Annotated in this window: 24 protein-coding genes; 6 read left to right on the forward strand and 18 right to left on the reverse strand. The window is 45.5% G+C overall.

The genetic code is table 11. The annotated features are described in order from the left end of the window. Window positions 1-28 precede the first annotated feature (28 nt). Window positions 29-2155, forward strand: a complete 2127-nt coding sequence (locus tag J7623_RS17195; RefSeq protein ID WP_291922579.1) for an elongation factor G — start codon at window positions 29-31, stop codon at window positions 2153-2155. Here the strand turns inward: J7623_RS17195 and J7623_RS17200 are convergent. The 5 genes from J7623_RS17200 to ubiE form a co-directional block, all read right to left on the reverse strand. Further along, complete coding sequence (locus J7623_RS17200; RefSeq protein WP_291922581.1) at window positions 2152-3690, reverse strand: YifB family Mg chelatase-like AAA ATPase; 1539 nt, start codon at window positions 3688-3690, stop codon at window positions 2152-2154. The genes J7623_RS17195 and J7623_RS17200 overlap by 4 nt on opposite strands. A 171-nt stretch (window positions 3691-3861) precedes the next feature. Beyond that, a complete protein-coding gene (locus tag J7623_RS17205) occupies window positions 3862-5190 on the reverse strand; it encodes a DNA mismatch repair protein MutS (RefSeq protein ID WP_291922583.1) in 1329 nt (442 codons plus the stop codon). A gap of 183 nt (window positions 5191-5373) precedes the next feature. Continuing rightward, window positions 5374-6717, reverse strand: coding sequence for a dihydroorotase (locus tag J7623_RS17210; RefSeq protein ID WP_291922585.1), 1344 nt, complete (start codon window positions 6715-6717; stop codon window positions 5374-5376). A 132-nt stretch (window positions 6718-6849) separates the two neighbouring features. Continuing rightward, window positions 6850-7551 (reverse strand): porin family protein, encoded by a 702-nt coding sequence (locus tag J7623_RS17215; protein ID WP_291922587.1) that lies wholly within the window; start codon window positions 7549-7551, stop codon window positions 6850-6852. Continuing rightward, complete coding sequence (gene ubiE / locus J7623_RS17220) at window positions 7524-8270, reverse strand: bifunctional demethylmenaquinone methyltransferase/2-methoxy-6-polyprenyl-1,4-benzoquinol methylase UbiE (RefSeq protein WP_291922589.1); 747 nt, start codon at window positions 8268-8270, stop codon at window positions 7524-7526. The genes J7623_RS17215 and ubiE overlap by 28 nt, the downstream gene beginning before the upstream one ends. A gap of 76 nt (window positions 8271-8346) precedes the next feature. Here ubiE and yihA point away from each other — a divergent pair, with 76 nt between their 5' ends. Continuing rightward, entirely contained in the window at window positions 8347-8955 is a 609-nt protein-coding gene (gene yihA, locus J7623_RS17225; protein WP_291922591.1) for a ribosome biogenesis GTP-binding protein YihA/YsxC, read from the forward strand. A 70-nt stretch (window positions 8956-9025) separates the two neighbouring features. On the opposite strand, the gene J7623_RS17230 is transcribed toward yihA, so the two are convergent. The 11 genes from J7623_RS17230 to J7623_RS17280 form a co-directional block, all read right to left on the reverse strand. Then, the gene (locus tag J7623_RS17230; RefSeq protein WP_291922593.1) at window positions 9026-9406 is read right to left on the reverse strand and encodes a hypothetical protein; all 381 of its coding nucleotides are present in this window, start codon (window positions 9404-9406) and stop codon (window positions 9026-9028) included. Further along, the gene (locus J7623_RS17235) at window positions 9396-9554 is read right to left on the reverse strand and encodes a hypothetical protein (RefSeq protein ID WP_291922595.1); all 159 of its coding nucleotides are present in this window, start codon (window positions 9552-9554) and stop codon (window positions 9396-9398) included. The genes J7623_RS17230 and J7623_RS17235 overlap by 11 nt, the downstream gene beginning before the upstream one ends. 153 nt (window positions 9555-9707) lie before the next feature. Then, window positions 9708-10181 (reverse strand): ribonuclease H-like YkuK family protein, encoded by a 474-nt coding sequence (locus J7623_RS17240; protein ID WP_291922597.1) that lies wholly within the window; start codon window positions 10179-10181, stop codon window positions 9708-9710. A 207-nt stretch (window positions 10182-10388) separates the two neighbouring features. Beyond that, window positions 10389-10766, reverse strand: a complete 378-nt coding sequence (locus tag J7623_RS17245; RefSeq protein WP_291922599.1) for a CoA-binding protein — start codon at window positions 10764-10766, stop codon at window positions 10389-10391. 18 nt (window positions 10767-10784) lie between these two features. Continuing rightward, window positions 10785-11732, reverse strand: coding sequence for a TIGR01777 family oxidoreductase (locus J7623_RS17250; RefSeq protein WP_291922601.1), 948 nt, complete (start codon window positions 11730-11732; stop codon window positions 10785-10787). Continuing rightward, the gene (locus J7623_RS17255; RefSeq protein WP_291922603.1) at window positions 11722-12087 is read right to left on the reverse strand and encodes a hypothetical protein; all 366 of its coding nucleotides are present in this window, start codon (window positions 12085-12087) and stop codon (window positions 11722-11724) included. The genes J7623_RS17250 and J7623_RS17255 overlap by 11 nt, the downstream gene beginning before the upstream one ends. A 45-nt stretch (window positions 12088-12132) precedes the next feature. Further along, window positions 12133-12639 (reverse strand): MarR family transcriptional regulator, encoded by a 507-nt coding sequence (locus J7623_RS17260; protein WP_291922605.1) that lies wholly within the window; start codon window positions 12637-12639, stop codon window positions 12133-12135. Window positions 12640-12801: 162 nt separating this feature from the next. Then, window positions 12802-14451 carry a pyruvate dehydrogenase complex dihydrolipoamide acetyltransferase gene (locus J7623_RS17265; protein ID WP_291922607.1) on the reverse strand — a complete coding sequence of 550 codons (1650 nt, stop codon included), beginning with the start codon at window positions 14449-14451 and terminating at the stop codon, window positions 12802-12804. A 118-nt stretch (window positions 14452-14569) separates the two neighbouring features. Beyond that, window positions 14570-16522, reverse strand: coding sequence for a DNA polymerase III subunit gamma/tau (locus tag J7623_RS17270; protein WP_291922609.1), 1953 nt, complete (start codon window positions 16520-16522; stop codon window positions 14570-14572). Between the two features lie 88 nt (window positions 16523-16610). Beyond that, complete coding sequence (locus J7623_RS17275; protein WP_291922611.1) at window positions 16611-18728, reverse strand: M48 family metalloprotease; 2118 nt, start codon at window positions 18726-18728, stop codon at window positions 16611-16613. Window positions 18729-19018: 290 nt separating this feature from the next. Then, window positions 19019-20182 carry a hypothetical protein gene (locus J7623_RS17280; protein ID WP_291922613.1) on the reverse strand — a complete coding sequence of 388 codons (1164 nt, stop codon included), beginning with the start codon at window positions 20180-20182 and terminating at the stop codon, window positions 19019-19021. 63 nt (window positions 20183-20245) lie between these two features. Here J7623_RS17280 and J7623_RS17285 point away from each other — a divergent pair, with 63 nt between their 5' ends. Continuing rightward, a complete protein-coding gene (locus J7623_RS17285) occupies window positions 20246-20863 on the forward strand; it encodes a hypothetical protein (protein ID WP_291922615.1) in 618 nt (205 codons plus the stop codon). A gap of 9 nt (window positions 20864-20872) precedes the next feature. After that, window positions 20873-21385, forward strand: coding sequence for a GNAT family N-acetyltransferase (locus J7623_RS17290; protein ID WP_291922617.1), 513 nt, complete (start codon window positions 20873-20875; stop codon window positions 21383-21385). A 102-nt stretch (window positions 21386-21487) separates the two neighbouring features. On the opposite strand, the gene J7623_RS17295 is transcribed toward J7623_RS17290, so the two are convergent. Next, entirely contained in the window at window positions 21488-23032 is a 1545-nt protein-coding gene (locus J7623_RS17295; RefSeq protein WP_291922619.1) for a DUF6600 domain-containing protein, read from the reverse strand. Window positions 23033-23365: 333 nt separating this feature from the next. Here J7623_RS17295 and pnuC point away from each other — a divergent pair, with 333 nt between their 5' ends. Together pnuC and J7623_RS17305 are read left to right on the forward strand one after the other, a co-directional pair. Continuing rightward, window positions 23366-24019, forward strand: coding sequence for a nicotinamide riboside transporter PnuC (pnuC, locus tag J7623_RS17300; RefSeq protein ID WP_291922621.1), 654 nt, complete (start codon window positions 23366-23368; stop codon window positions 24017-24019). 57 nt (window positions 24020-24076) lie between these two features. Continuing rightward, entirely contained in the window at window positions 24077-24928 is an 852-nt protein-coding gene (locus tag J7623_RS17305) for a DUF4349 domain-containing protein (RefSeq protein WP_291922623.1), read from the forward strand. A gap of 106 nt (window positions 24929-25034) precedes the next feature. On the opposite strand, the gene J7623_RS17310 is transcribed toward J7623_RS17305, so the two are convergent. Beyond that, the gene (locus J7623_RS17310) at window positions 25035-26261 is read right to left on the reverse strand and encodes a metallophosphoesterase family protein (protein WP_291922625.1); all 1227 of its coding nucleotides are present in this window, start codon (window positions 26259-26261) and stop codon (window positions 25035-25037) included. Window positions 26262-26336 lie beyond the last annotated feature (75 nt).

Below are 26336 nucleotides of genomic sequence, written 5' to 3' on the forward strand. Positions count from 1 at the left end.
CAAAGGATTACCCAAAAAATCTCCACATATGAAAACGTATGATGAAAAACATATCAAAAACATCGTACTGTTAGGTGCACCCAAAAGCGGCAAAACTACCCTCTCTGAAACCATGTTATTCGAAGCCGGCATCATCAGTAAACGCGGTACTATTGAAGAGAAAAACACCATCTCTGACTATCATGAAATTGAGCATGAACGAGGGAACTCCGTATATGCTACCCTGATGCACACGGAATGGAAAGATTATAAAATCAACATTATAGATACCCCTGGCCTGGAGGATTTCATCGGGGAAGTAATTGCCGCCATTCGTGTATGCGATACCGCTGTATTACTGCTCAATGCCCAATACGGCGTAGAAGTAGGTACCGAACAGATATGGGATTATGTGGATAAATTCCAAAAACCAACCATATTAGCCGTTAACCAGCTGGATGCTGAACTGGCCAATTTTAATAAAACCGTAGAGGATGCAGAACGGGTACTCGGCCGCGCCGTCACGGTGATGCAATATCCCGTGAACCAGGGCCCCGGATTCAATGCCATCATCGATCTGCTGAAAATGACAATGTACCGTTTTCCCGAAAATGGCGGAAAACCGGAAAAATTACCCATTCCTGACAACGAAAAAGAACGCGCGGATCAGCTCCACAACGAACTGGTGGAAAAAGCCGCCGAAAATGATGATAAACTCATGGAGCTGTATTTTGAAAAAGGAAGCCTGGATGAAGATGAGTTGAGAGAAGGCATCAAGATAGGCATGCTGAATCACCAGGTATTTCCCCTCTTTTGCTTATCCGCCAAAAAGAACATGGGAAGCGGCCGCCTGATGGGCTTTATCGATAATGTAGCCCCCTCCGCGGTGGAAATGCCGCCGGAAACCACCACCAGCGGCACCGCCGTTCCCTGCGATGCTGCCGGCCCCACTGCGCTGTTTGTATTCAAAACTTTACAGGAACCACATATCGGCCGGCTTACCTATTTTAAGGTAATGTCGGGAGAAGTGAAAGGCGGTATGGAACTCATCAATACAGCCGAAAACACGACCGAACGTATCAGCCAACTGTTTATTGCAGACGGTAAAAACCGCAACACGGTAGAACGGCTGCAGGCAGGCGACATTGGCTGTACCCTCAAAATGAAGAACACCTTCACTAATCAAACACTCGCGGATAAAAATTTCCCCGGGGAAATAACGCCCATCGAGTTCCCATCTCCCAAAGTAAGAGTGGCCATCGAAGCTAAAAATAAAGCAGATGATGAGAAACTCAGTGAGGTATTGGCCGAAATACACATCGAAGATCCCACCCTGCAAACAGAATTCAACCGGGAGCTGAAGCAGGTCATCCTCCATGGACAAGGAGAACTGCACCTGCTCGTTACCAAATGGCGGCTGGAAAACATTTATAAAATGCAGATCGCCTACCATACAGCGAAAATTCCCTACCGCGAAACCATACAAAAGCCTGCCCAGGCATCTTATCGTCATAAAAAGCAATCCGGCGGCGCCGGCCAGTTTGGGGAAGTATTTATGAAGATAGAACCCTGGTACGAAGGAATGCCTCCCTATAAAGAACATGCTGTGCGCGACTCGGAAGAAATAGCCCTCAACTGGGGCGGAAAATTGGTATTCAATAACTGTATCGTTGGTGGTGCTATCGACAATCGCTTCCTGCCCTCCATCCTCAAAGGTGTTATGGAAAAAATGCAGGAAGGGCCACTAACGGGATCGTATGTACGTGATATACGCGTCAGCGTATACGATGGCAAAATGCACCCCGTAGATAGCAACGATATCTCTTTTAAAATCGCCGGCATGATGGCCTTCCGCGAAGCTTTCCACCAGGCCGCCCCACAATTGCTGGAGCCGGTATTCGACCTCGAAGCCACCGCCCCGGATGTGATGATGGGCGATATTATGAGCGAATTGCAAACACATCGCAGCATTATAACGGGAATGGATACACTGAATGGCTACCAGGTCATAAAAGCGCGCACCCCGCAGGCAGAAATTGATAAGCTCTTCGCTGCTCTCCGCAACGTTACACAAGGCAAAGCCAAACTGACATCCCGGTTTGCAGAATACGCCCCGGTACCTGCAGAAATGCAGAAAAAGCTTAGCGAAAGCTATAAGGAAGACCTGAATATTTAGTTACCCCAGCCTTCCCTGTCCAGGCTCCGGAACTGTATCGCTTCGGCCATATGCGCCGGCGTTACGTGTTCGCTGCCCTCCAGGTCTGCAATAGTGCGACTCACTTTCAGTATCCGGTCATATGCCCTTGCCGATAGCTTCAACTTTTGCATGGCTTGTCCCAACAATTCCAGGCAACGATCACTCACTACACATACGGTAGCCAGTAATTTACTATTCATCTGTGCATTGCAGTAAATATGTTGATAGCCCGTAAACCGGGCCGCCTGTATGGCTCGCGCGGCAATAACACGGTCACGGATATACGTACTTTTTTCGGTAACTGCACCCGACGATAAATCCTGGAATTTAACCGGCGTTACTTCTACATGTAAGTCGATACGATCCAGCAGTGGCCCGGATACTTTATTCAGGTAATGCTGCACCTGCCCGGGGGCGCAGGTACATTCTTTCTCGGGGTGGTTAAAATACCCGCAGGGACATGGATTCATAGAGGCCATCAGCATGAAGCTGGCGGGAAAATCGATGGCTGTTCTGGCGCGGGAAATAGTAACCTTTCTTTCCTCCACAGGTTGTCGCATCACCTCTAATACTTTGCGTTTAAACTCCGGTAATTCATCGAGGAATAATACGCCATTGTGGGCCAGTGAAATTTCTCCCGGTTGCGGAATACTGCCACCGCCTACCAGCGCTGCATCACTGATGGTATGATGCGGAGAACGGAAAGGCCGGTGTACAATCAGCGAAGCATGCGCTGGCAGCTTACCCGCCACGGAATGTATTTTAGTGGTTTCCAGCGCCTCCTGCAAGGTGAGTGGTGGCAGAATAGTAGGCAAACGCTTGGCCAGCATGGTTTTTCCTGCTCCCGGCGGCCCAATGAGAATCGCGTTATGTCCGCCTGCTGCAGCTATTTCCAGGGCCCGTTTTATTTGGTGTTGTCCTTTTACATCACAGAAGTCTACTTCAAACTGATCCTGCGTCCGGTAAAAATCATTTTGTGACGGAGCTGTTGGCGATAATGTATCCGGGTCATTTAAAAACTGGATGGCTTCCGAAATATGCGAAATGCCATATACTTTTAATCCGTCTACCATGGCGGCCTCCCGGGCATTCTGTTTGGGAAGTATACATCCCCGGAAGCCATCCTGTTGCGCCTGCATCGCCATAGGTAGCGCGCCTTTAACCGGCAATATGGTGCCATCGAGCGAGAGCTCGCCCATCATCAGCCAATGCTCCAGGTGGGTGGCTGGTATTTGCCCGGAAGCAGCCATGATACCTGCCGCAATAGGTAAATCATAAGCTGCGCCGGCTTTGCGGATATCTGCAGGCGCCATATTGACCACTGTCCGCGTTCTGGGCATACGGAAACCCATACACTGGATAGTAGATTCAATGCGTCGCTCACTCTCCTTTACGGAATTATCCGGTAAGCCTACTATAAATAATCTGTTGCCCTGAGAAGATACATTCACCTCTATGGTAATGGTGATGGCATTTACGCCCTGTATAGCGCTGCCGAAGGTTTTAACAATCATGTTTTGGGGTATGGTTAACAATACGAAGATAATTAAATTAAATGCAGAAAGCGTAAAGCAGAAAGCAAAAAGCTATTGAAGCGAATGACAAGCGCGGGTATTTTAAATATTTATCCGCTCCTATCATTCGCTTCAATAGCTTTTTGCTTTACGCTTTATGCTTTAAGCTCTCTAAGATATTTCTTTCAGCAAATCCAACACCTTCTCGCGTTTCAGGATCAGGTACCCGATTTTTTCTTTGGCAATACCATCTTTCAATAAATATGTAAAACGCAGGTCATCATCTATTACAGTTGACTCAAAGTATTTGAACTGTATGCGCTTCTCTCCACGTAATTCTTCTGCAATTTCATAGAGGTGTGTAGATAGTATAAAGAGGCAGTTAGTACTTTGTAATAATCCCCTGATAACGGCCAGGGAGCAGTTTCTGGCGTCTTCTATATTGGTGCCCTTAAACATCTCATCAATCAGCACCAACCAGTTTTTGCCGTTATTGATTTGCAGGATGGTATTTTTGATGCGTAATACTTCACTGTAGAAATAGCTTTCGCCTTTGAAGATATTATCCTGCACCTGTATGTTACTGAATATACCATGGAAGAAACTCAGCTCCATGCTTTTTGCCGGTACGCCCATACCAATATGCGCCAGGAAGGTGGCTACCCCAACGGCTTTGATGAAGGTGGTTTTACCTGCCATATTTGCGCCGGTCAGGAACATAAAATGGGTGGTTTCATCCAGCGTTACATCGTAAGCGATTGGTTCAGGTAAAATGATATGATAGAGTTGATCCGCTTTAATAACTGGTCTTGTGCTATTGGTGAAGGTGGGAAATACCAGCCCGTAATGCTTAATAGCCTTGGCCATGGCATAATACGCATCCAGTTGCTGATACAGGGTAACCAGCTCTATAATCACTTTTTTATGGCGCTTCCGGATATAGTTATCGTACCGGAGAATTTCGATATAGTTCAGTTTATTTTCTTCATCTGCTTTCAGGATATCATAAAAATCTTTCTTGGTAAGCAGGTGTTGTGCGCGATCCAGTAAGGATTTCAGTACTTTAGGGGTCGTATCTGAATTGAAGGCATTGATAAAAGAACGGAAGCCTTTCAACAGGTTTACCAGTTGGGTAAAAGAGAATTTGATAAATCCGAAGTCCGGTGCATACAATGTTTTGTTGATAACGGCCTGGATATACAAGGCCAATCCTTCGGTATTGGAAATCGGTTCTATCTGGGCCTCCATATAGTTTTCCACCACTACTACGGTACCATTGGAGATAATGGAAGGCCAGTTGTCTGCCCGCTCCAGTATATACTGTAATGCCTGCTGGCGCTGCTGGATTTGCGGAATATCTTCCAGTGGATTACTGAACAATTGCCGCAAAAATTCACGGCCGCCGGAGGTAGTAGTAAAGTCAAGGCGGTGAAATAGGGAATACTCTTCGTCGCGATTAAAGATAGACAGGTCGTAGTAGGATGTTTTGTCCAGTTGCATGCAGCATTCTTTTGGTGAATATATGGTGGAAGATGCAAGGATAGGGAAAATCCATAAATATAAGAAGCGGAAAGGTGAAAGCGGAAAGCAAAAAGCCATCGAAGCGACAGACAGCAGCGGATGAGTATCTTAAAAACCCGCTCTGGTCAATCGCTTCGATGGCTTTTTGCTTTCTGCTTTCAGTTACCGGGAAAAAGCTAACCGCTGTCCCCGTATATTTTCATTGAAAACACCATTTTCGTATGCCAGGTGGCCGCTCACAAAAGTATGCGTGATGGCTGCCGGGAAGGTATGACCTTCAAACGGGCTCCAGCCACATTTATATTGAATGTTGTCTTTGTTTACGTTGGTATGGCCTTGTAGATCTACGATGACGCAGTCTGCAAAGTATCCTTCTCTCAAAAATCCTCTTTCCTTTATCTGGAAACAGATAGCGGGCGCATGGCTCATCTTCTCTACTACTCTTTCGAGGGTAATATCTCCTTTGCGGGCATGTTCCAGCATCAGCAGCAGGCTGTGTTGTACCAATGGCACGCCGGAAGGGGCCTGCAGGTAAGGAAGCTGTTTTTCTTCCCAGGTATGGGGAGCATGATCGGTAGCAATGATATCCAGCCTGTCGTCCAGGAGGCCCTGCCACAGCGCAGTTTTGTTCTCCGGTGCTTTAATGGCCGGATTACATTTGATGAGATTGCCGTATTGTGCATAATCATCTGCGGTGAAATGAAGATGATGAACGCATACTTCTGCCGTAATACGTTTTTCTGCCAATGGCAGCATATTGCTGAACAGTTGCAGTTCGCGGGCTGTGGAGATATGCAAAATATGCAGACGGGCATTGTGTTTTTGTGCAAACTGTATGGCTACCAGCGAGGACTCAAAACACGCGTCTACATTACGTATCAGCGGATGATCAGCGGCGGTGAGGTGATCGCCTTTCTCGCGTTGAAAAGCTTCCATATTAGCGCGGATAATCTTCTCATCTTCACAGTGGGTAGCAATCAATAATTCACTGTTGGAAAAAACGGTTTCGAGGGTGAGATAGTTGTCTACCAGCATATTACCGGTGGAAGATCCCATGAATATTTTTACGCCGCAAACGCTTTCTTTTTTGGCGTTTGTTTTCAGGATTTCTTCTACATTATCATTGGCAGCTCCCATAAAGAAGGAGTAGTTCGCCAGTGAATGTTGTTGGGCGATGGTGTATTTATCTTCCAGTAATTCCTGGGTAAGCGCGGCGGGCTTGGTATTGGGCATTTCCATGAAACTGGTGGTACCACCGGCTACTGCTGCACGTGCTTCTGTATAAATAGTAGCTTTCTGTGTAAGACCGGGCTCGCGGAAATGTACCTGGTCGTCTATAACACCGGGGAGTAAGTGCTTTCCTTCTCCGTTAATTTCCGTGTATTGGCCACTGACAGTAATATGAGGCGCTATCTTTTCAAGGCGGCCGTTTCTGATCCATACATCCTGTACCGTGGTGTGGCCTTCGTTTACCACGGCTATATTCCTGATGAGGTAATTTTGCATGCCGCAAAAATAAGAATTACGAATTACAAATTACGAATTACGGATTTGTAGGGAGATGTAGCGCTGGTGTTACTCGCGTTTACGATCTTCTCACAAATCCGTAATTCGTAATTTTTAATTTGTAATTCTTTCTTACCCTTCCAGGTGGATGGAAAATACGATCATGCGCGACTGTAACTTTTCGATGACATTGGAATAGCGCAGGTTCGGATCTTTTACGAGTACATTACCAAAACCATTGCTGATTTTGAATTCAGGAGAGAAAATGAAGCTCTCAAAGTAAAACTCAAACCCGGCGCCCACTTCATAGCCATAATCGCCTTTCCTGATTTTCACCAGGTCGTCGGCCCGGCGTAAGCGGGCATTGGAGGCCAGATCGTAGTCATATTTAAGACCGGCGATGGTATACACCCTCATATTGCCGATCCGGTCCGATTTGAACTTGATCTGTATCGGAAAGCTCAGTAAAATAGACTCTATTTTCTTCTCCGTATCCTGTTGTTTGGGATAGGTATCGCGGTAATACAGATTTTTGGAGGCAAAGATGAGCTGCGGATTAAAACGTAGGTCAAAGTGCTCAGTCAGCCTGGCATTGGCCAGCAAGCCGAGGTTAAATCCCATTGTTTTCAATGGCTCCGCTACCATGGTAGAATCAGAGGCCAGGAAAGCAGGAGAGTGCTCGAGTTTAAAATAGGACTGGTTGGCAGCCAGCGTAATACCAAAGTAATAGGGTTTTGCATCATGTTCAATCATATTCATATTGGTTTGCGCCCTTGCAGGAAGCATTCCAACCAATAAAATGAATATCAGCGCGTAGCGCAGTAAATGGAACATATGCCGAATGTTAGCGTTTTGCATGTAACGGCCTGGAAACGGGTGTTAGTTAAAATAGTTCGCATTGCTTCACCCTGCGGAAACGCTTTCACAGATTCTGGCAGATAACTGTAAGCCGCCTGGCTCTTCGCTATCCATTTCCCGAGCAGCGGTGTAATATAACGAAAATACAGATTATATAATTGTTTAATGGGAAAAACAGTGGGATTGGAAAATTCAAGAATTACCAGTTTCCCGCCCGGCTTTAGCACACGATACATGTCAGACAGCCCCTTTTCCAGGTTCTCAAAGTTCCGCACGCCGAAAGCCACTGTTATGGCATCAAACGTCTGGTCCGGAAAACTTATTGTTTCACTATCACCTGATTGCAGGGTAATTTTATCTGTTAAGCCCAGTTTTTCGATCTTTTCCCGGCCGTGATTTAACATCCCCTCAGAAATATCAATGCCCACAATTTTATCCGGATGAAGGGTCTTCTCTGCCATAATCGCAAAATCCCCCGTGCCGGTAGCTACGTCCAGCATGAGTTTGGGCTGAATTGACTTCAAATACCCCAGCGCTTTTTTACGCCAGATAATGTCGATTCCCAGCGACATAAAATGGTTAAGAAAGTCATAGCGATGAGCAATATCATCAAACATGGTCGCTATCTGCTCCTTCTTGCTTAATTTTGACCCTTCAAAGGGAACGATCTTCTGAACATTTACATTTTCTGACATAGTCCGCAAAGTTAAAGAAATGTAGGTTGTAAATATGGAGATCCGGGTTTTTTAATGGAACAAAGCAAATATCATTATGGTAATTAAGTCAGCAGAATACCTTGTCAGTAGTCCGGATTGGGAAAAGTGCCCCAGCCCGATATGGCCGGAATATGCATTTATAGGCCGTTCTAACGTGGGTAAGTCTTCGTTGATCAATATATTGGCAAACAATGAAAAATTGGCCAAAACTTCCGGTACACCGGGAAAAACACAGATGATTAATCATTTTGCCATGAATAAAGCCTGGTACCTGGTAGATTTACCCGGTTATGGTTTTGCGAAAAGAAGTATGTCGCAACGCCGCCAGTGGGAGCAAATGATTGAAAATTATCTCCGTAAACGTCCTAACCTGGTAAGCGTATTTGTATTAATCGACAGCCGCCACCAGCCACAGAAAATAGACATCGACTTCGTCAACCAGCTGGGCGAATGGAATATCCCCTTCAGCCTCGTGTTTACCAAAGCTGATAAAAGCACCCAGGCGGAAGTGAGCAAAAATGTAAAGGCTTTCCTGAATAAAATGAAGGAAACCTGGCAGTTCCTGCCGGCTAATTTCGTAACCTCCACCGTAAAGAAAAGCGGCAGAGATGCGATCCTGAATTATATCGATGAATTGAATGCACAGTTCCGGGCCATTGCCTGATGAAGAATTGCTGAAAAATATAAGACCTGCATATAATTATATGCAGGTCTTTCTTTTATGCTGAAACCTATCATGTTTTCTTATAAATCAGCCCCACGCTATCCGCTTCAGGGCTATACAGATGAAGCAAGCCATCCTTGATGCGAATAAAGTATATTTCCCGGTACCCGATTCTTAACTGCCAGGCCTTGTCACCACTGCCCTTTCCGGGTTCTATACGATACGTATTGGCATTGAGTTGTAAATCGTTTGCCAGTAATTTATAGGTACCGTCCTTGAAGATGGCGGTTTGTTTATTGGTAATCGGCGTGCCTTTTTCACTGATGCCACCGGTAGTGGCAATTAAAATCCATTTCCCTTCCAACTGCGGGGCAGGAGTATTCACTTCTTTTTCACAGGCAGCCAGGAATACCAGTAGTAGTAATGCTACCAGTAAGTATTTATTTTTCATTCGCAATAAGTAAAGGATTCAATAGTTTATAATCGGTAATAATTTTATTGATACTTTTCATGAAATCATCCATGTAAGTTGCTTGCAGGAAAAAGCAGATGACAATGCCCAACAGCATCCCTGCTACCAGTGATTTTGGTGATTTCATAACAGTAAGGGTATTTGCTATATGAAGCGCAGCAACAAAAGAAAAGTTACAATCAGGGGGAAATTTGTAACACTGGATAAGAGGGGAGAGAAAGCCACGTGACGTGTTTTCACGTCAGGAAAATATTTGAGAGAGGTACAAAAAACAGGCGCCTTAATTCACTACTTTATTGGCGCAGCTGCTACTGGCAAAGGCTTCTGGCTTAGCTTTGAAGGCAAAACCCATACCGAGAATATAACCCATTGCTTCACGCAATGCCAGGTTACTTTTGAATTGAGGATTCGTATTGATGTCAGCGTGTACTTCCATGTCTACATCATACTCAGTAAACAGGTCGCATAATTCATACGCAATCTCAATACTCTTCGCTACTTCTACGAGCATACGCTCTTTTACAGAATAGCGGTCTTTCGTTTTTTCGTTGTGGATAAACATAAATCCGCCATGACCTTCCCGGAGGAAAACAATCACGGTAGCGAATTCTGTATCCAATCCTTTTACCTGGGAGTCGGTGCCAATGCATACTTTCAAACGAAAGCCCCTGGCGGTTTCCCGGACAATGGCCTGTCGTACTTCTTCCTTGACCGGAAGGTGGATGACCTCTCCATTAAATCTTCTCCATTGCATAAAATGTATATTAAAGGGTGAACATGCAAATTGGGTAATGCTATAATGCCTGCCTGTTGAAGTAATTCCATGCGTTGGATGGGGTAACAATATGGGATGTTTTCATTGGGGGATAACAGCAATATATACGAATATACGAAAAAGCTGTTAGCAAACACTAACAGCTTAATATTAAAAAAATAAGAAGAAGTAAAAAGAGGGAGCAGGCTAAAACTGGCCGGTGCTCAGCAACACCAGCGTACAAGCTTCAACAGGCTGAATATTATTTTGCTTCGCGATAGCTTCCAGTTCTTCATTTTCTGCACCCGGATTAAAAATAATGCGGCGGGGATGCAGTTGTAGAATGTAGTCGTAGTAAGCTTTCTGCGCTATCGGATTAAGATACATGGTCACCGTGTCTACCTGTTCCAGTGGCGGATGTTCCGTTATCACCGGAATATCGCCAATGCTGGCTGGCCTGTTACCAATAGCCACTACCGGATGTCCTTTGGCGGTAAGGCGGTTCACTGCCATGTTGCTATATCTTTCCGGGTTGGGTGATGCACCCAACACTACCGTGAGTTTTTTATCGTTGTTGGTTTCCATCCCACTAATTTACGGAATTCAGAACAGTTGGTAAGCGTGCCGCGGCAGATGCGCCAGGATATCACGAAACGCAGGTTTCAACTGCGGAAAGTTAAACCGGAAGCCAGCTTGCAATACCCTGGACGGAATCACCCACCTGCTTTTTAACAACAGTTCCGTTTCAGTACCAATGAGGGCTGCGCCTAATTTCAGTAAAAGAACAGGTGCCGGTAACCCGAACGGCTGACCACTTGCTTCCCGCAATGATTGCATAAACACTTTATTGGTAACAGGATCAGGGGCGGTGCAGTTAAAAGTACCGCTAAGTGTTTCATTTTCGTATAGCCACGCCATTATCCGGCAAACATCCGTGATATGTATCCACGTAAACATTTGTTTACCGCTGCCCTGGTGTCCACCCAGCCCAAATTTTACAAGATTCAGGTAAGGCTGCATTACGCCTCCCGGCTGCCAGCCAATGGTAACGCCTATACGTAGAACGATTTTCCGTGTATGCGGCAACGTAATATCATTAAAAGTTTGTTCCCATTGTTTACATACCTGTACTGAGAAGTCATTCGCTATCTCCCCGGTAAATTCGTCCATTGCCCGATCCTCCGCGTGGCGGTAAATAGTAGCGCTGCCGGCATTGATCCATACTTTGGGCGGGTGCTGCAAAGTGAGGATAACCGCGCCCAGTACGGCAGTGGCCTGTAGCCGGCTATCCAGTATAGCTTGTTTGTTAGCCGGAGTATAACGGCAGTTGACGCTTTTTCCTGTGAGATTGATAAGCAGGTCGGCCTTTTCCAGTGCGGCAGTCCAGGCGCCATGGCTTTTACCATCCCAGGCTACATAGCTGATATTACCAACAGCCTGGCGGGGACTGCGGGTCAGAATAATAATATCATTGTCGCTCCCGAAATAATCAACCAGGCTTCTGCCGATAAATCCTGTGCCGGCGGCTATTACAATGCGTTTATTCTTCATGTTGATCAATGATTACAATGGTTTCAGAAAAAGTGAGCAATAGGTAATAGCTGATTAACGAAGGTGTGCCGTACAAGAGCACTACCAGACCAGCCAGCGCAAAGTCGAGATGTACAATGAAAAATAGAAAGGCAAACACAGCACCAGGTGCAAGGATAAGTATCAGCAAAAAGTGATATAGCTTTCGGAAAGGAGAAGCGGGAAATTCCAGGTGAATAATGCAACTGAGCAACTGGTAGAGAAAAAGCGCTGAGAAGAAGCGCGTAAGTTCCTGCTGATTGCCCCGAAGCGCTAATACCAGGAGCAAAAGCTGTATAAGGATATCTGCCAGTAGTAGTAATTTTTTTATTTTCATATTTCAGAATTTTCAGAAAAAAATGAAATATTTAAGCAAAAAAAATTATTTGATGAGTTTCAGTAAACTGCTATAAAACCAGCTTTCTTCTGATTTGATAAATGCACCAATAGTTCTATCTGTTTGTTGGGCAAACTTGGTGATATTGGCAATAGAATCCTTAAAAGCCTTCATTTCTTTGTCTTTCGGGTCACCTTCGGCCTGTTGTAATTGCAACAACACCTTCATAATAGGATCGAGTTCACGTTTCTTCCTTTCACGGGCAATATAAGTAGCTACCTTCCAGATATCTTTTTCAGCCACAAAAAACTCCTTTCTTTCGCCCGGAATGAGGATACGCTCCACCAGTCCCCAGTTAATCAGTTCCCGCACGTTCATATTGGTATTACCACGGGAAATATTCAGCTCCTCCATGATATCATCTGCCGACAACGGATCTGGCATTACCAGCAACAACGCGTGAATTTGCGCCATGGTACGGTTAATGCCCCACTGAGCGCCCAAAGATCCCCAGGTTTGGATAAACTGTGCTTTTGCTTCCACTAAGTTCATGTAGGTTGTAATTTATATAGCGTTTGACAATTTACAGGATCAAATGTATACCAGGTTTTTGAACTTTCAAAATATAATGAAACATTTTACTGCAGAATGACGGGAAAAAACAAAAAAAGGCGGAGTATATCACTCCGCCTTTCGTATAGTTATTTATATTTTTTATACCAGCATGGTTACCGGATTTTCGAGGAATCCTTTCAGGGTAGCCAGGAAACGGGCGCCTACAGCTCCATCCACGCTTCTGTGGTCGCAGCTTAGGGTCAGTTTCATGATGTTGGCTATTTTCACCTGACCTTTTTCCACGATAGCGGTTTCGGTGATATTACCTACTGCCAGGATCGCAGAATCCGGAGGGTTGATAATAGCAGTGAATTCATCGATACCGAGCATACCCAGGTTGGAGATGCTAAAGGTATTGCCACTGAATTCCTGTGGTTGCAGTTTTTTGTTTTTAGCTTTATCGTAAAGACCTTTCGCATCGGCTGCAATCTGGCTCAGTGTTTTCTGATCAGCAAAGCGGATAACCGGTACAATCAAACCTTCTTCAATAGCTACTGCAGAACCAATGTGTACATGTTGATTCTGACGGATGAAATCTCCCATCCAGCTGCTGTTTACTGCAGGATGCTGACGCAGCGCCATCGCCGAAGCTTTGATCACCATATCGTTGAAGGAAATTTTCACCGGGGAAATTTCGTTAATTGATTTACGCGCTTCAATGGCTTTATCCATATTCACATCTATCTTCAGGTAGAAGTGAGGAGCGGTAAATTTACTTTCGCTGAGACGTCTGGCAATTACCTTACGCATTTGTGTCAGCGGAATATCGGTAAATCCTTCCTGTCCGGCCGGTACAAAGGCTGGAGCTGCAGGAGCAGCGCTGCCGGCGCTTTGTTGAGCAGGAGCCGCTGTTTTAGCAGCAGGAACGAAGTTATCCACATCTTTCTTAATAACACGGCCACCATCACCTGAACCAGGGATCTGGCTAATGTCAAAACCTTTTTCCTCCGCTATTTTCTTAGCCAGTGGAGAAGCTTTAACACGACCATCAGTAGTACCAGTAGCTTCAGCAGCAGGAGCGGCAGGAGCTGTGGTGGCGGCAGGAGCCGTACCATTCTGTGAAGGAGCAGCAGTTGCAGCAGGCGCGCCGTTTTCAGCAGCCAGTATAGCATCTACGTTGGTACCCGCTTTACCTACAATGGCAATAATACCATTTACTTTGGCAGCATCACCTTCTTTCACACCTATATATAATAAAGTACCGTCAGCATAACCCATCACTTCCATGGTCGCTTTGTCCGTTTCCACTTCCGCCAGTACATCATCATTTTTAACTATATCGCCTACTTTCTTATTCCAGGCAACTATTTTACCTTCTGTCATGGTATCGCTCAGCAGCGGCATACGGATAACAGTGGCATTTTTTAACGCTTCTTTTAAAGCAGCATCATCAACCGGTGCAGCAGTAGCAGCAGGAGCAGCCTGTGGTGCAGGTGCAGGTGCGGCAGCGGCCGGAGCAGCAGCAGGTGCAGCCCCTTTATTATCTTCCAGTAAAGAAGTATAATCTTCTCCTGGTTTACCTACAATGGCAATAATTCCATTTACTTTAGCTGCTTTTCCTTTCTCTACACCAATGTACAGGAGGGTACCTTCTGCATAACCCATCACTTCCATGGTTGCTTTATCGGTTTCCACTTCAGCTATAACATCGTCTGCCTTTACTGTATCGCCCACCTTTTTATGCCATTCCGCAATCACCCCTTCCGTCATCGTATCACTCAAAAGGGGCATTCTGATAACTTCTGCCATAGTGTTTTATTCAAAATTTTGTTCAAACCTACATGTTTTTGCGCAAAAACGCAAAGAAGGAATTGTAAACTGTTTAAAAATGTCTATCTCTCGTTAATATTTAATTACTGTAGCTGAACTAGAAATCCAGCTCCATATTAAGTCTGTCTTTGAGCTCTTTTACCAGGGGATATTTCTCTGCCATCAGCTGGAATTGTTCCCTGCTGGATAACGGAGCCGGGCCAATATCCTGCGTTTGCTGGCTCTCGTCCAGTTGCAGGGTAAGCACAATGGCCGGGTTGTTGAACTTCTTTTTCAGGAATTCGGCAATGATCAGTTTCTCTTCTTCCATAAACCGGAACTGCACAATATTACGACTTACAATCCCTACTTCGGCCGCTCCCAGCAGCTTCAGCTGGGCAAGCTGTAAGTTACTCACCACCGTCATTTTGTTCGCCTGCCGGTACAGATCGATAAATTCTTCCCAGTACACATGAATAGCTCCCTGGGTAATAGGAATCACCTGGACAGGCGTAGTACCCTGTTGTTTCGCCGCCATGGCTTCTTTCATCGCCGCCAGCCCGGTCAGTTTGCTGGTCGGAGCTGCGGTAGCTGCGGTATTGCCGGCTGCCGTAGCTGTAGCCGCCGGTGCTGGTGTGGCAACAGGAGCCGCTGGTGTAGAGGCGGAAGGTACTGTGACCGGTGGCGCAGGTGCTGCCGGTACAGGAGCCGTTTGTGAGGGACGTGGCGGAACAGGCGCTGCTACAGGCGTTGCCGTAAGTACCGGATTCCCGGCAGGTGCGGCGGCTCCACCGTCTACCGTTAAACGGGCTGCAGGTGCAGCAGCTATACTTTCTGTAGTAGCCGGTTTATCAGTGATTGTTTTGGCGGTTACCGGCTGGGCAGCAGGAGCGCGCAGCTTTTGTGGCACCGACCCGTCAGGAACTAATTTTTTTTTTGCCACCTCTCCGGTGCTGTCATCGCTGACCAATGTAACGGCTTGCTGCAGATAACACAGTTTAATCAATGCCATTTCCACATGTAAACGTTTATTACGCGCCATGCGGTAATTGATCTCAGTTTCATTGAGCAGGTGCAGGGCAGTAATCAGGTAAGCCGGACTTATCTGGCCGGACAATTGTTTGTACCGCTCTTTCAGGTTGCCGGATACTTCTACGAGGTGTAACGCTTTCTCTTCCTTGCACAATAAAAGGTTACGCAGGAATTCTGCCCATCCATTCAGGAAGTTATCTCCTTCAAATCCTTTCTGTAAAATTTCATCAAACAGGAGCAGGGCATTGGCGATGTCCTGTTGTAAAACACAGCCCATTACCCGGAAGAAATAATCGTAATCCAGGATGTTCAGGTGTTCCAGCGTATTCTGATAGGTGAGATGTCCACTGGTAAAGCTGACAATCTTGTCCAGGGTACTCAGGGAGTCGCGCATACACCCATCAGTTTTTTGCGCTACCAGGTGCAGGGCATCTGCATCTGCCTGGATATGTTCTTTGGTACAGATTTCCTGTAAATGGTCTACCGTATCCTGTATGGTAATGCGTTTGAAGTCGAAGATCTGGCAACGACTCAGGATAGTAGGTAATATCTTATGTTTTTCTGTAGTGGCCAGGATGAAGATAGCGTAGGAGGGCGGCTCTTCCAGCGTTTTCAGAAATGCATTGAAAGCCGAGGAACTAAGCATGTGTACCTCATCTATAATATAGATCTTATATTTCCCTGCCTGTGGCGCAAAACGCACCTGTTCTACCAGGGTACGGATATCATCTACCGAGTTATTGGAGGCGGCATCCAGTTCATGGATGTTAAACGAACTGCCTTCATTAAACGATTTACAGGAATGACATTCGTTACAGGCTTCTCCATCCGGCTGCAGGTTTTCGCAGTTAATGGTTTTAGCCAGGATACGCGCACAGGTAGTTTTCCCTACTCCGCGAGGTCCGCAAAAAAGGAAGGCATGTGCCAACTGGTTGTTGCGGATGGCATTTTTGAGAGTGGTGGTAATATGTGCTTGTCCAACAACAGTTGAAAAGTTCTGTGGACGGTATTTACGGGCTGAAACGATAAAATTCTCCATATGACTGCTACGCTTTCGCGAGCGCCGAAAATACGCACAAATTCAGTAAGAGAAAAATGCGCAGCAGGATCAGCGCTGACACAGGGTTTTAGTCCACTGTGTGTAAGGTTAAAATAAATTCCAGGTACGCTTTTTTTAATAATATGACCCCGTTGTTATAATGCTCCATCATCAGTGAGCTGATTTCATGCAACTCCTGTATGGCTACATAATTCGGGATCATGTCATCTATAAAGGTGCAGTCCTGTTGCCAGAACTCCTGCAGCTTCTGGTGAAGGTTGTCCGGAAAAGCGTGATAGAGCGGGGAATTGCAGATGTTTTCTGCCATCATGCGAAAACTCCAGCATTCGGCGGATAGTTCGTCAAACAGCGTGGGCATATTTTCCATTTCATGGTCCCCTCCGTTAAATAATAAGCTGATACAATGTATGATCCGTATTACCTGGTCATTCAGCTGGTGGCCGGTTTGCTGGTATTCCAGCAACTGCTCGTACTCTTTCTTTAAGCGGGCCGCTATGGCCGGATCCTTTTGCCATGCCAGTGTATAGTGGTACCGGAAGGCCGTTTCATCCTGCTGCAGTAGCCACTCCTGCTCCTCCGCCACCTTGGCAGACAGCATCCTGGCCAACTGCCTGGCCCGGGGTGCGCTGTATTTTTGCCCGTCAAATTCAAAATAACGGGTCTGAAATTGACCGCTGCTGATCGCCTGCAGGGTTTCTGCATCCTGGCGGTCCCGGTAAAAAGCCCGCATCCGGGAAATAATGTCCGAATGGTATATCTCCCGAAGACTATATTTTTTTATTTCTTCCGGAGATAACAACCGCGTATAGGCTTCCGTCATTTCATTAAATGGCCGGTTGTCATAGTAATCATTGAATACACGCGGATATTCATATAGCCGGTGACGTTGGGACAATTCGTCAATATATGCCGCCGGGCTTATTTCCGTGAAAGTATCTGTTGTAGGAGAAATAGTATAATTATACACCAGGGCTGTCATTTGCTGCTGCAATTGCTCCGGGTCATTAAACAGCACCCATGCGCTGTTATCAGGCATCGTACAGGATACATTGGCTTGCAGAAAGTGGGCTTCCCGGTCTTCCCTCGTTAAATGCGAGGTCCACTGTTCCCGCAACTGTACGCGGCTTTTTAGGAAATTTTGAAAGTAATGATTGTTGATAACAGGCAGCCCCGTTGGGTCCAGCGACAAATGATTCTGGGACGCATAATAATGAATGAGCGCGCGCTGAACGCTGAAAATATTGGAAAACCGAACTGTTTTTTCTGCCAGCTCCGGGAGTTTATGAAAGCAATGATCCAGACAGTAACCGCCCATTTCCACCCGGCGTAGGCCACTCACAGCGGTTTCTGTGCTGGTAAGCCCTACCGCTACAGTATCGGTGTAGAATTCCATTTCCCGGCTCAGGGTGAGATACTGCTGGTTAATCAGGAAATATATTTTCCGCAGTATCCACTGCATAAAATTTAATATCCGTGTAGTAATATGCGCAAAGAAACTTAACAGGCTGCCACCATTGCTCCAGCGCATTTCCATTTCTGTCCACCGCTCATTTTCATACAACATGTTGTACAATACCTTATTCAGGGAATAGATATAACTACCCAGTTTCATACTTCGCCGGGAAAAGTGCGCAAACTCATGGGCCAGCAACATTTTAAATTCACTGATATTCACGCTGTTAATAAGTCCCAGTCCGATTTCAAGGTTTTTACGGGCAGGGAGGAATAATCCCAGAAAGCTGGAATTATAGAAGATCGTGGCGTTCATATCCGGCACTACAAACACTTTATTCGGAAAACGCATCCGCGTTTCTTTCACCAGCCGGGTAATGAAATCAAACAAATCAGGATGATTGTCTGCAAAAATCTGAGTACGGTATGGGTTGGTAGCTGGCCGTTTGTTAAAAAGAAATTTGATGAGAAAAAACAACACCATGCCTCCCAGTAACACAAGACTAAATCCCGTGATACCGGAGAGCCAGGTAGGATACCTGCGGAATAGTATGATTCCTCCTGATATACAGGCTACTGCCAGGGCAACAGCTGTTACCAATAATACCACGTAGAGAATAAAGAACAAGACAACGCAGCTAAGGGCTTTCATTATCTGTTGTCTAAATAATACCGTGGGTTGAATGAGTGCCAGATCCGCATTTTCCGGACACCCAGGGTATAAGTTGGTCATAACACAGCATCTGGTTAGATACGATCGTAACTGCCCAAAGGGATTTAAAAGTAGGTAATATTCAGAAACTTCCCTGCTATCAATACCAGATCAGATATTGATATGGGGGAATGTGATAGTTACTGATTTGGCTTTGAGCGTGTTGATGTGATCTATATTTTTTATGGTAATGTATTGAATGTCTGAAGTATGGGCTAAGAGGGGAAAAGAATAGGGTAATGGCCAGGGAAAACATTAACAGATAAACGGCTCCGGATACAGGAAACTCCCGTATCCGGAGAGAAGACTTATCACACCATAGGATGTCTTTTATATGGGATGGTACGGTCAAATAAATAACGGTATGTAGTTAATTGCCTGGACGGTACAGCTCCCAGGCTTTCGGCTACATTTTGCATTCTTGGATTAAAATCGCCGATCCACTGCATTTCATAATCCACATAATGTTCGCTGTCGCTCTGAATGAGTTTAGCGCCTTCCACAATCATATAGGCATCAATGCCTTTGCCCTGGAATTCAGGGACAATACCGAATATAACCCCAACTATTTTTTTGCAATAACCGGTATTTTTCAACCACAGGAATTTGAGTTTTTGCCACAGGCCAAACTGCCCATTCATATGTTTAATATACTGGTTCAGATCGGGAAGATTAAGCCAGATTGCAATAGGTTCATCGTGATGGTATACGAACCAGGCGATCTTTTCATCCAGCAAAGGCTTCATCTGTTTAAAAATAGCGAGCGCCTGTGCTTTTCCCATTTCCTTACCGCCGGCATGTTGCGCCCAGGCCTTGTTATATACGATGCTGAACGCTTCGGCAAATTTAGGAAGTTCGTTTTTCTTAATATGCACCGCTTTAAAGGCCGGATCTTTGGCAATGGCATCATGCCGTTCAAAAAACTTGGACTGCAGTTGATCGCGTACTTTCATGCCATAGCAAATCTGGTGAAAGAACACCTGGAAGCCATATTGTTCAAATAAGCGGACATAGTATGGCGGGTTGAAGTTCATGCAGTAAATAGGCTCGTGGAAGCCTTTGGTCAGCAATCCCCACCAGTTATTACGCTCCCCAAAGTTAATAGGGCCGTCCATCGCCTGCATGCCTCTTTCCTGCAGCCATTGTTTAGCAGTATCAAAAAGCAGGTTAGCTGCCTCCTGGCTATCAATACAGTCAAAGAAGCCTACGCCACCTACCGGGCATTCGTCTCCTTTGTTTTTATATTTCTTATTCACAAAGGCCGCGATTCTTCCGATAAGCCTACCCTTCTCATCTTTCAGAATCCATCGTACCAGTTCTCCATGGCGGTATGCCTTGTTGTGCTCCGTATCAAATACGGCGTTGATATCCTTATCCAGGGGCCTGATCCAGCCCGGTACATCTTTATTCAAAGTAATATGTACATCGAGAAATAGCCTGGCTGTTAGTTCATCGTTTACAATAATCAGTTGCATTGAAACCATTTGTACAAATGTAATAAAAACTGTATTGGCATTATTTTTTCTCTTTCACGCCACATGAAAAGAACATATGTTTATCCCCTAATATTAGTACTACTGGTAGTTGTTTTTGGGCTGGGCTATTGTCAGCAACAACGATACGTCCGCAAAGTACTGGCTGAAAATCAACGTCTGTGGAACGAAAACCGCGATTTACGCAAAAGCCTGGATCAATCCGGGGTAGTAGACACGCAGATTGCTAATCACCAGGCAGTACAGCAAAGAGTAGCCGGACAGTTTATTGAACGCAGGGCTTATTACCGCCGTAACTGGCGCCAGTTCATTGCGGTGAGTGCCGGTGAATACCGTACCGGACTGCTCGGCGGTATCAAAGACCTGAACATCATTGTCAATAACCAAACAGAATATGCGCTGGATAATATAGTGGTGAAAGTGGAATACATGCGTAACAACAATGACATATTTAAAACTGAGCAGTATACCATCAGCAATATCCCTGAAAAGAGCACCCGTAGCGTAGCTGCTTCCAACAGCCGGAAAGGCAGTAAAGTGAACGTAACGCTGATAAGTATCACCAGTCAGCCCATGAACTTCTGCTGGTCTGTTAATAAGCCCGTTCCTGCCGGTAATCCGGATCCTTTTGAATGTGTACCTTCTGCTAAGGATAATCAGTAACTTGGCGATATGATTCAAATGAAACCGGTGAGTGTTGCCGATGCGGCAATACAAGACCTTTATGAAGAAGCATTTCCAAAGGAGGAAAGAAGACCCTGGCCCCAGCAGTTATCGCTCATTGCCGCGGGAAAGATCAGGATATTGCGTATCAGCAAGGGAGATCTTTTTGCAGGCTTTGTATTTTACTGGCACCTGCCCCTGTTTAATTTTATTGAGCATTTCGCTATTCACGCGGATGCCCGCGGTGGTGGCGCCGGTACCCAGGTGATGCAGTTGCTCGAAAAGCAATTAGGAACGATCATACTGGAAGTAGAGCCGCCAATAACGGAGCAGGCTATACGTAGAATTGCATTTTACGAAAGGCTGGGATATCAGACTTTCCCCGATGCATATGAGCAGCCTCCCTATTATCCTGAATTCCCGCCGCTTGCGTTACGCATTATGCACAAAGGATTTCCTCCGGGTGAGGCTAATTTTGCAGTGGTAAAAGATCAGCTTTATCAATACGTATACACAAAATAAAAGTACGAATGAAGAACCGGGTAAGCAGGATGTTATCTCACTAAACATCCGTTTCGGTTATCATTCGTACTTTTTTATTTTATACAGCGTTAGTGCTATCTGTTATCTTCCTACGCGTTGTGGTCTTCCCTGATCCTGTTGTGGCTGTTGTCTCTGCTGTTGTTGCTGTTGTTCTCTTTGTATACGCTGCTGTTGTTGCTGTTGTTGTTGTTGCTGCTGTTGCTGCTGTCGTTGTTGCTGTTGTATCTGTTCCCTTTGAATGCGTTGCTGCTGCTGTTGTTGCTGTTGCTGTTCTCTTTGTATACGCTGCTGTTGCTGTTGCTGTTGTTGCTGTATCCGCTGTTGTTGTTGTTCCTGTTGTATCCTTTGTTGGTCTATTCGCTGTTGCTGTTGTTGTTGCTGTTGTTGCTGTTGTATTCTCTGTTGTTCTATCCTTTGCTGTTGTTGCTGTTGTTGATCTCTCTGTACGCGCTGTTGTTCTTGCTGCTGTTGTTGTTGTATCCGCTGTAATTGCCGTTGCTGTTGCTGCTGGTCAAAAGATCTGTCTGGTGTAACCCTGGATGGTCTATTATAATCCGGATTATTATTGCCGGGTTGTGTATTACCATTTCCGGGATTAATCCTTCCGTTGTTATTATTTACCGGTTGATTGTTGTCGCGACCAGGATAATTAATCCTTCCTCCACTGTTATTTCCATTATTTACCGGCTGATTATTATCGCGGCCCGGATAGGTAACTCTACCACCACCGTTGTTTCCGTTATTGCTGTTATTACCGGAATTACCAGGTGTAATACGGCCAGGCCGGTTATTGTCAATTGTCTGAACCGGTCTGTTACGATCCGCTTCACGGCCTCTTTGTATAGCAGTAGCATCCGGACGGAAAATCTGCAGGCGGTTGTTGTCTATTCTGCCACTACCAGGTCTGTTCGTATTTTCCACTCTTATTGGTCTGACCTGCTCGCCGGAATAACGTTGTACCTCGCGGGCGTCCGGTCCGGTGTATACTCTGTTACCACGGTAGTTATTATAATTATTGATAACGGTGGTGTTGTTAATAATAGTTACGTTACGGCTATTGTTAACGTAGTAGTTGTTAATATTTCGGTTACCGATATATTGTCTGGGTACAAACGCCCAGTAAGCGGCAGGGGCGTTATAGGAATACTGAGGCCCCATTGGTGCCCATCCGTAATAATCGCCACCGGTTCTCCAGCTTACCCATGCCGGACCCCAGTCGTTGCCAGGTACCCACATCCAGCCCTGGAAATCGTCATATAACCAGCGACCGTAGTGGAAAGCGGCCCAGCCCCATGCATAATCAGACATCCAGGTCCATCCGTAGTCGGTATATACCCAATGCCCATTTGTATAGTAAGGTCTGAAGTCACGGCCTGCATTAGGGATCCATACCTGGTCATATCCAGGATAGCTTACCCAGCGGCCATAAGGGCTCAATTGATCATAAAAGGAAATGGAACCGCTGATTTGTACCTGCGGGCCTGATCCATAATCTGATCCGTAAGAAGAGCCGTATTGATCGTATTGATCATTGTAGTTGCCAGGTGCGTAAGTTGATGCGCAACTGCCTAAAAAGAAAGATATAAGTAACAGGGATAGACCTGTGTATTTCATTAATTGGTTCATAACTTCTGTTTTTTTAGTCCTGATAGGTTATTGTGAAGACCCTGGAGATGTCATGAATGTTGTTGTGTGTAAAGTTATTTTATCTCAACAAGCATTTTTTTAATGGTGTTTTTGAATGTTAAATTGCTGGCGGTATCATGGTGAAATGTTAAAGGATATTGTTAAAAATTTTATAACGCTTTTGCTGCAGTTCCGGCGTCTGTAGGGTATATGACAAAAATGATTCCAAAATAATTTTCGGTTGTAACCGCTTGTAGTACAGTGCTTAACGGAACAGTGATGGGAATAATAAAACATTCCTGTAATATTGCAGCGGTCGAATCAAATTATACAATGAATTCATTTTTCAGTATTGATCATACCTTCTTTACCGCGTTAGGATATTCCGTTAGTTATATAGAGTTTATAGGCACGCTAACAGGGTTACTATGTGTGTGGCTGGCGGCCCGTGATCATATACTGACCTGGCCTATAGGTCTTATTAATGTAAGTTGTTTCTTCCTTCTTTTCTGGCAGTTGCGGTTGTACGCCGACATGTTTTTGCAGATTTACTTTTTTGCTACGGGAGTTTATGGCTGGATATTCTGGTATCAGAAACAGCCTGAAAATGAACCAATATATGCTTTGTCAAACAAACGGCGATGGCTGCTGGGAGGTGCTGCTATCCTGCTTTCCGGCGTAACCGGTTTTGTGATAAGCCGCCTGCATACCTGGTGGCCGGGCACATTTGAACATCCCGCTGCCTATCCTTATACGGATTCGGTGGTGGCCGTGTTAAGTGTAATGGCCAACCTGCTGCTGGCAAAACGTATCTGGGAAAACTGGCTGCTATGGGTGATGGTAGACATAGTAGCTACTATCATTTACTTCCAGAAGGGGGTGAAGTTTTTAGGAATAGAATATTTCATTCTGCTCGTAGTTGCTACGCTGGGGCTCATTAAATGGGTGAAAGCATATCAACAGCAACCTGTTCAACCCAATTTATAACAATATCATATTCTCTAACCTATGTTAACTGTGAGGCAAAAATTCCGGCGTTTAGCCGTGGCATTTATAGCCCTTTTTATTGCCATGTTTCTTTTTAGAATACTCTATGGATATACCTATAAAGGCGTGGAATATGAGGAATCCGGAAGTCGTGAGTTTTTATCAGGAATTGAACGGGAGCGGAAAAATTATGCTTCTGAGAAAACGAAAGATTATAACCCTGTGAAAGGTGGCACTGCTGCGCCATCCAACATTACCAACAATCAGAAATATGAAAAAGTAGCAAGCGTACGTGCAAAGTCGTCGCATTTCACAGAAGATGAAAAGCTGCTCCACAGCATGGTGAAGCAGTTTGATGCGATTGTGCAATATCAGCAGGAATCGGGAAATAAGGGCAGCCGGGAAATCCAGATGTTGATTGGCGTATTGCCGGAGAAGTTCGATTCTTTTTATCATGCAGTGCAGGGAATAGGCACGATCAGGCATACTGCTATTACCAAAACAGATAAAACCAATGAATATCGTAAGCTGAATGCCAAGAAAATATCATTGGAGCAGTCGTTGGCGTCGTTGAATGAACTGAAAAAGAAGCCGGGAGAAATTAAAGAGTTTATTGATCTTGATACCCGGATTTCGGAGGTAGAAACGGAGTTACAGGGACTGGGGGTAGAGTTGGGAAACTTTGATTCAGAGAATGAATTTTGCACGGTACAATTTTCTATGTATGAAGGCAGTGCTGCAAAAACAATTGGGATAGTAACCCGGTTAAAAGTAGCGCTGGATTGGACTATCAAGTACTATGCAGTATTAGTGGCGAGTATTTTTGTTGCGGCAGCAGCATCCTGGATATTGCTGAAAGTGTCAATACTGGTAGCTACATTGGTAGCAGCAGCGAAAAAAGAAGCGTAAAGCAGAAAGCAAAAAGCTATTGTAGTGAATGATCAACGCGGATAATCTATACGCGCTAATCATTCACTACAATAGCTTTTTGCTTTCTGCCTTCTGCTTTCCGCTTTTACACGGTGTATTCGCCCACTTTGGTGCCATCATCTTTCAGCATGGTGAGTACCAGTTGCTGTTGATTGGCTTTTATTTTAATCAATGTTCTGGCGCCGTCTTTAGGGCCGCCACCAATGATCAACGGATATTCGTGTTGTCCTTTCACGGGGGCGTATACGCCGTATTGATGGGTATGTCCGCAAATAAGGATATCGATTTTGTGTTTGTTGAATAGGTCGCCGAATAGTTCGCGGCAATGTTTTACGCCATGCCATTCGCCGGAGTGGTAGTGTGGTATGTGCATCATCACTACTTTGTGTTTGGCTTTTTTAAAGGCGGGGCTTTGCAGTTGTTGTTCCAGCCAGTGTGCCTGTTGTACCCGGTAGGCGTCAAAGTCAACGATGCCCGCGTATACCGGGTGTTCATCTTCTTTATCTTCTCCCGTATCTAAAACAATAGCGGACACAGGTCCGATGGTAAATGTAAAATAGTTGCCATGGCCGGGATTGTTGAAGTACTGGTGCCATTCCCGGGCGTATTTACCGCGCGTTTCATGGTTGCCTCTTACATACATAAAAGGCGTTTGCGTGGAAAAGGTATCGCCGCAGGGGATGAGCAGATGGTCGATGATCTGTTGCTCATCGGCCTGGTAGTCGAATACATCTCCGTTAAAGAATACAAAGTCGTAAGGATCGTTCCCGTTCAATCCCATCAGGTGTGGGATAGAGGCGGGGCGGTCGTGGATATCATTGATGATGACCCATGATACTTCTTTTGCCTGCGGGTCGGGAGCGGTGAATGTATAGGTTTCACTGCTGATCGTTTCTCCGTAGATGAGTTTGTAGGGTTCAAAAGAGAGGATATCTTTCGAGTATACTTTATAGCTATATTTTTTTCCGGGCTCCAGGTGACTGAGTTCGATGCGGTGGAGGCGGTTGTTGGCGTCTACCAGTCCGTTGGTGATGCTATGGGCCTTTTTGTTGAGTTGTCCGTCGGTACCATATTCCACCCAGCTGTAGCAGGGGCGTCCGGTGAGCCACATCACGGAAATGCTGTTTGGGCCGGGATATTGAAGGTAGGGTTTGCAGAGGAAGCTATGTTCGGGAGCGGCGGTAGTGGGCTGGCTGGCCAGGTTGCCTGCTTTGGCAACGGCTGGTACCAGTCCGCTGATGCCGATGAGTCCGGCCGTGGAAAGATGTCCGAGGAATGACCTGCGGGATTGTTCACTGTTAATTTTTTTCATATTTATATATTATATATATCAGGATAGTGGCTAAAAATAGTAAACGGACCAGGAAAAGGAAGCTATTTTTATATG

The organism is Chitinophaga sp., assembly GCF_017745275.1.
Lineage (GTDB): Bacteria > Bacteroidota > Bacteroidia > Chitinophagales > Chitinophagaceae > Chitinophaga.

Coding starts and splice junctions, on each gene's coding strand:
- J7623_RS17195 (WP_291922579.1), top strand. CDS start 29: ATGAAAACGTATGATGAAAAACATATCAAAAACATCGTACTGTTAGGT.
- J7623_RS17200 (WP_291922581.1), bottom strand. CDS start 3,690: ATGATTGTTAAAACCTTCGGCAGCGCTATACAGGGCGTAAATGCCATC.
- J7623_RS17205 (WP_291922583.1), bottom strand. CDS start 5,190: ATGCAACTGGACAAAACATCCTACTACGACCTGTCTATCTTTAATCGC.
- J7623_RS17210 (WP_291922585.1), bottom strand. CDS start 6,717: ATGCAAAATTACCTCATCAGGAATATAGCCGTGGTAAACGAAGGCCAC.
- J7623_RS17215 (WP_291922587.1), bottom strand. CDS start 7,551: ATGTTCCATTTACTGCGCTACGCGCTGATATTCATTTTATTGGTTGGA.
- ubiE (WP_291922589.1), bottom strand. CDS start 8,270: ATGTCAGAAAATGTAAATGTTCAGAAGATCGTTCCCTTTGAAGGGTCA.
- yihA (WP_291922591.1), top strand. CDS start 8,347: ATGGTAATTAAGTCAGCAGAATACCTTGTCAGTAGTCCGGATTGGGAA.
- J7623_RS17230 (WP_291922593.1), bottom strand. CDS start 9,406: ATGAAAAATAAATACTTACTGGTAGCATTACTACTACTGGTATTCCTG.
- J7623_RS17235 (WP_291922595.1), bottom strand. CDS start 9,554: ATGAAATCACCAAAATCACTGGTAGCAGGGATGCTGTTGGGCATTGTC.
- J7623_RS17240 (WP_291922597.1), bottom strand. CDS start 10,181: ATGCAATGGAGAAGATTTAATGGAGAGGTCATCCACCTTCCGGTCAAG.
- J7623_RS17245 (WP_291922599.1), bottom strand. CDS start 10,766: ATGGAAACCAACAACGATAAAAAACTCACGGTAGTGTTGGGTGCATCA.
- J7623_RS17250 (WP_291922601.1), bottom strand. CDS start 11,732: ATGAAGAATAAACGCATTGTAATAGCCGCCGGCACAGGATTTATCGGC.
- J7623_RS17255 (WP_291922603.1), bottom strand. CDS start 12,087: ATGAAAATAAAAAAATTACTACTACTGGCAGATATCCTTATACAGCTT.
- J7623_RS17260 (WP_291922605.1), bottom strand. CDS start 12,639: ATGAACTTAGTGGAAGCAAAAGCACAGTTTATCCAAACCTGGGGATCT.
- J7623_RS17265 (WP_291922607.1), bottom strand. CDS start 14,451: ATGGCAGAAGTTATCAGAATGCCCCTTTTGAGTGATACGATGACGGAA.
- J7623_RS17270 (WP_291922609.1), bottom strand. CDS start 16,522: ATGGAGAATTTTATCGTTTCAGCCCGTAAATACCGTCCACAGAACTTT.
- J7623_RS17275 (WP_291922611.1), bottom strand. CDS start 18,728: ATGACCAACTTATACCCTGGGTGTCCGGAAAATGCGGATCTGGCACTC.
- J7623_RS17280 (WP_291922613.1), bottom strand. CDS start 20,182: ATGCAACTGATTATTGTAAACGATGAACTAACAGCCAGGCTATTTCTC.
- J7623_RS17285 (WP_291922615.1), top strand. CDS start 20,246: ATGAAAAGAACATATGTTTATCCCCTAATATTAGTACTACTGGTAGTT.
- J7623_RS17290 (WP_291922617.1), top strand. CDS start 20,873: ATGATTCAAATGAAACCGGTGAGTGTTGCCGATGCGGCAATACAAGAC.
- J7623_RS17295 (WP_291922619.1), bottom strand. CDS start 23,032: ATGAACCAATTAATGAAATACACAGGTCTATCCCTGTTACTTATATCT.
- pnuC (WP_291922621.1), top strand. CDS start 23,366: ATGAATTCATTTTTCAGTATTGATCATACCTTCTTTACCGCGTTAGGA.
- J7623_RS17310 (WP_291922625.1), bottom strand. CDS start 26,261: ATGAAAAAAATTAACAGTGAACAATCCCGCAGGTCATTCCTCGGACAT.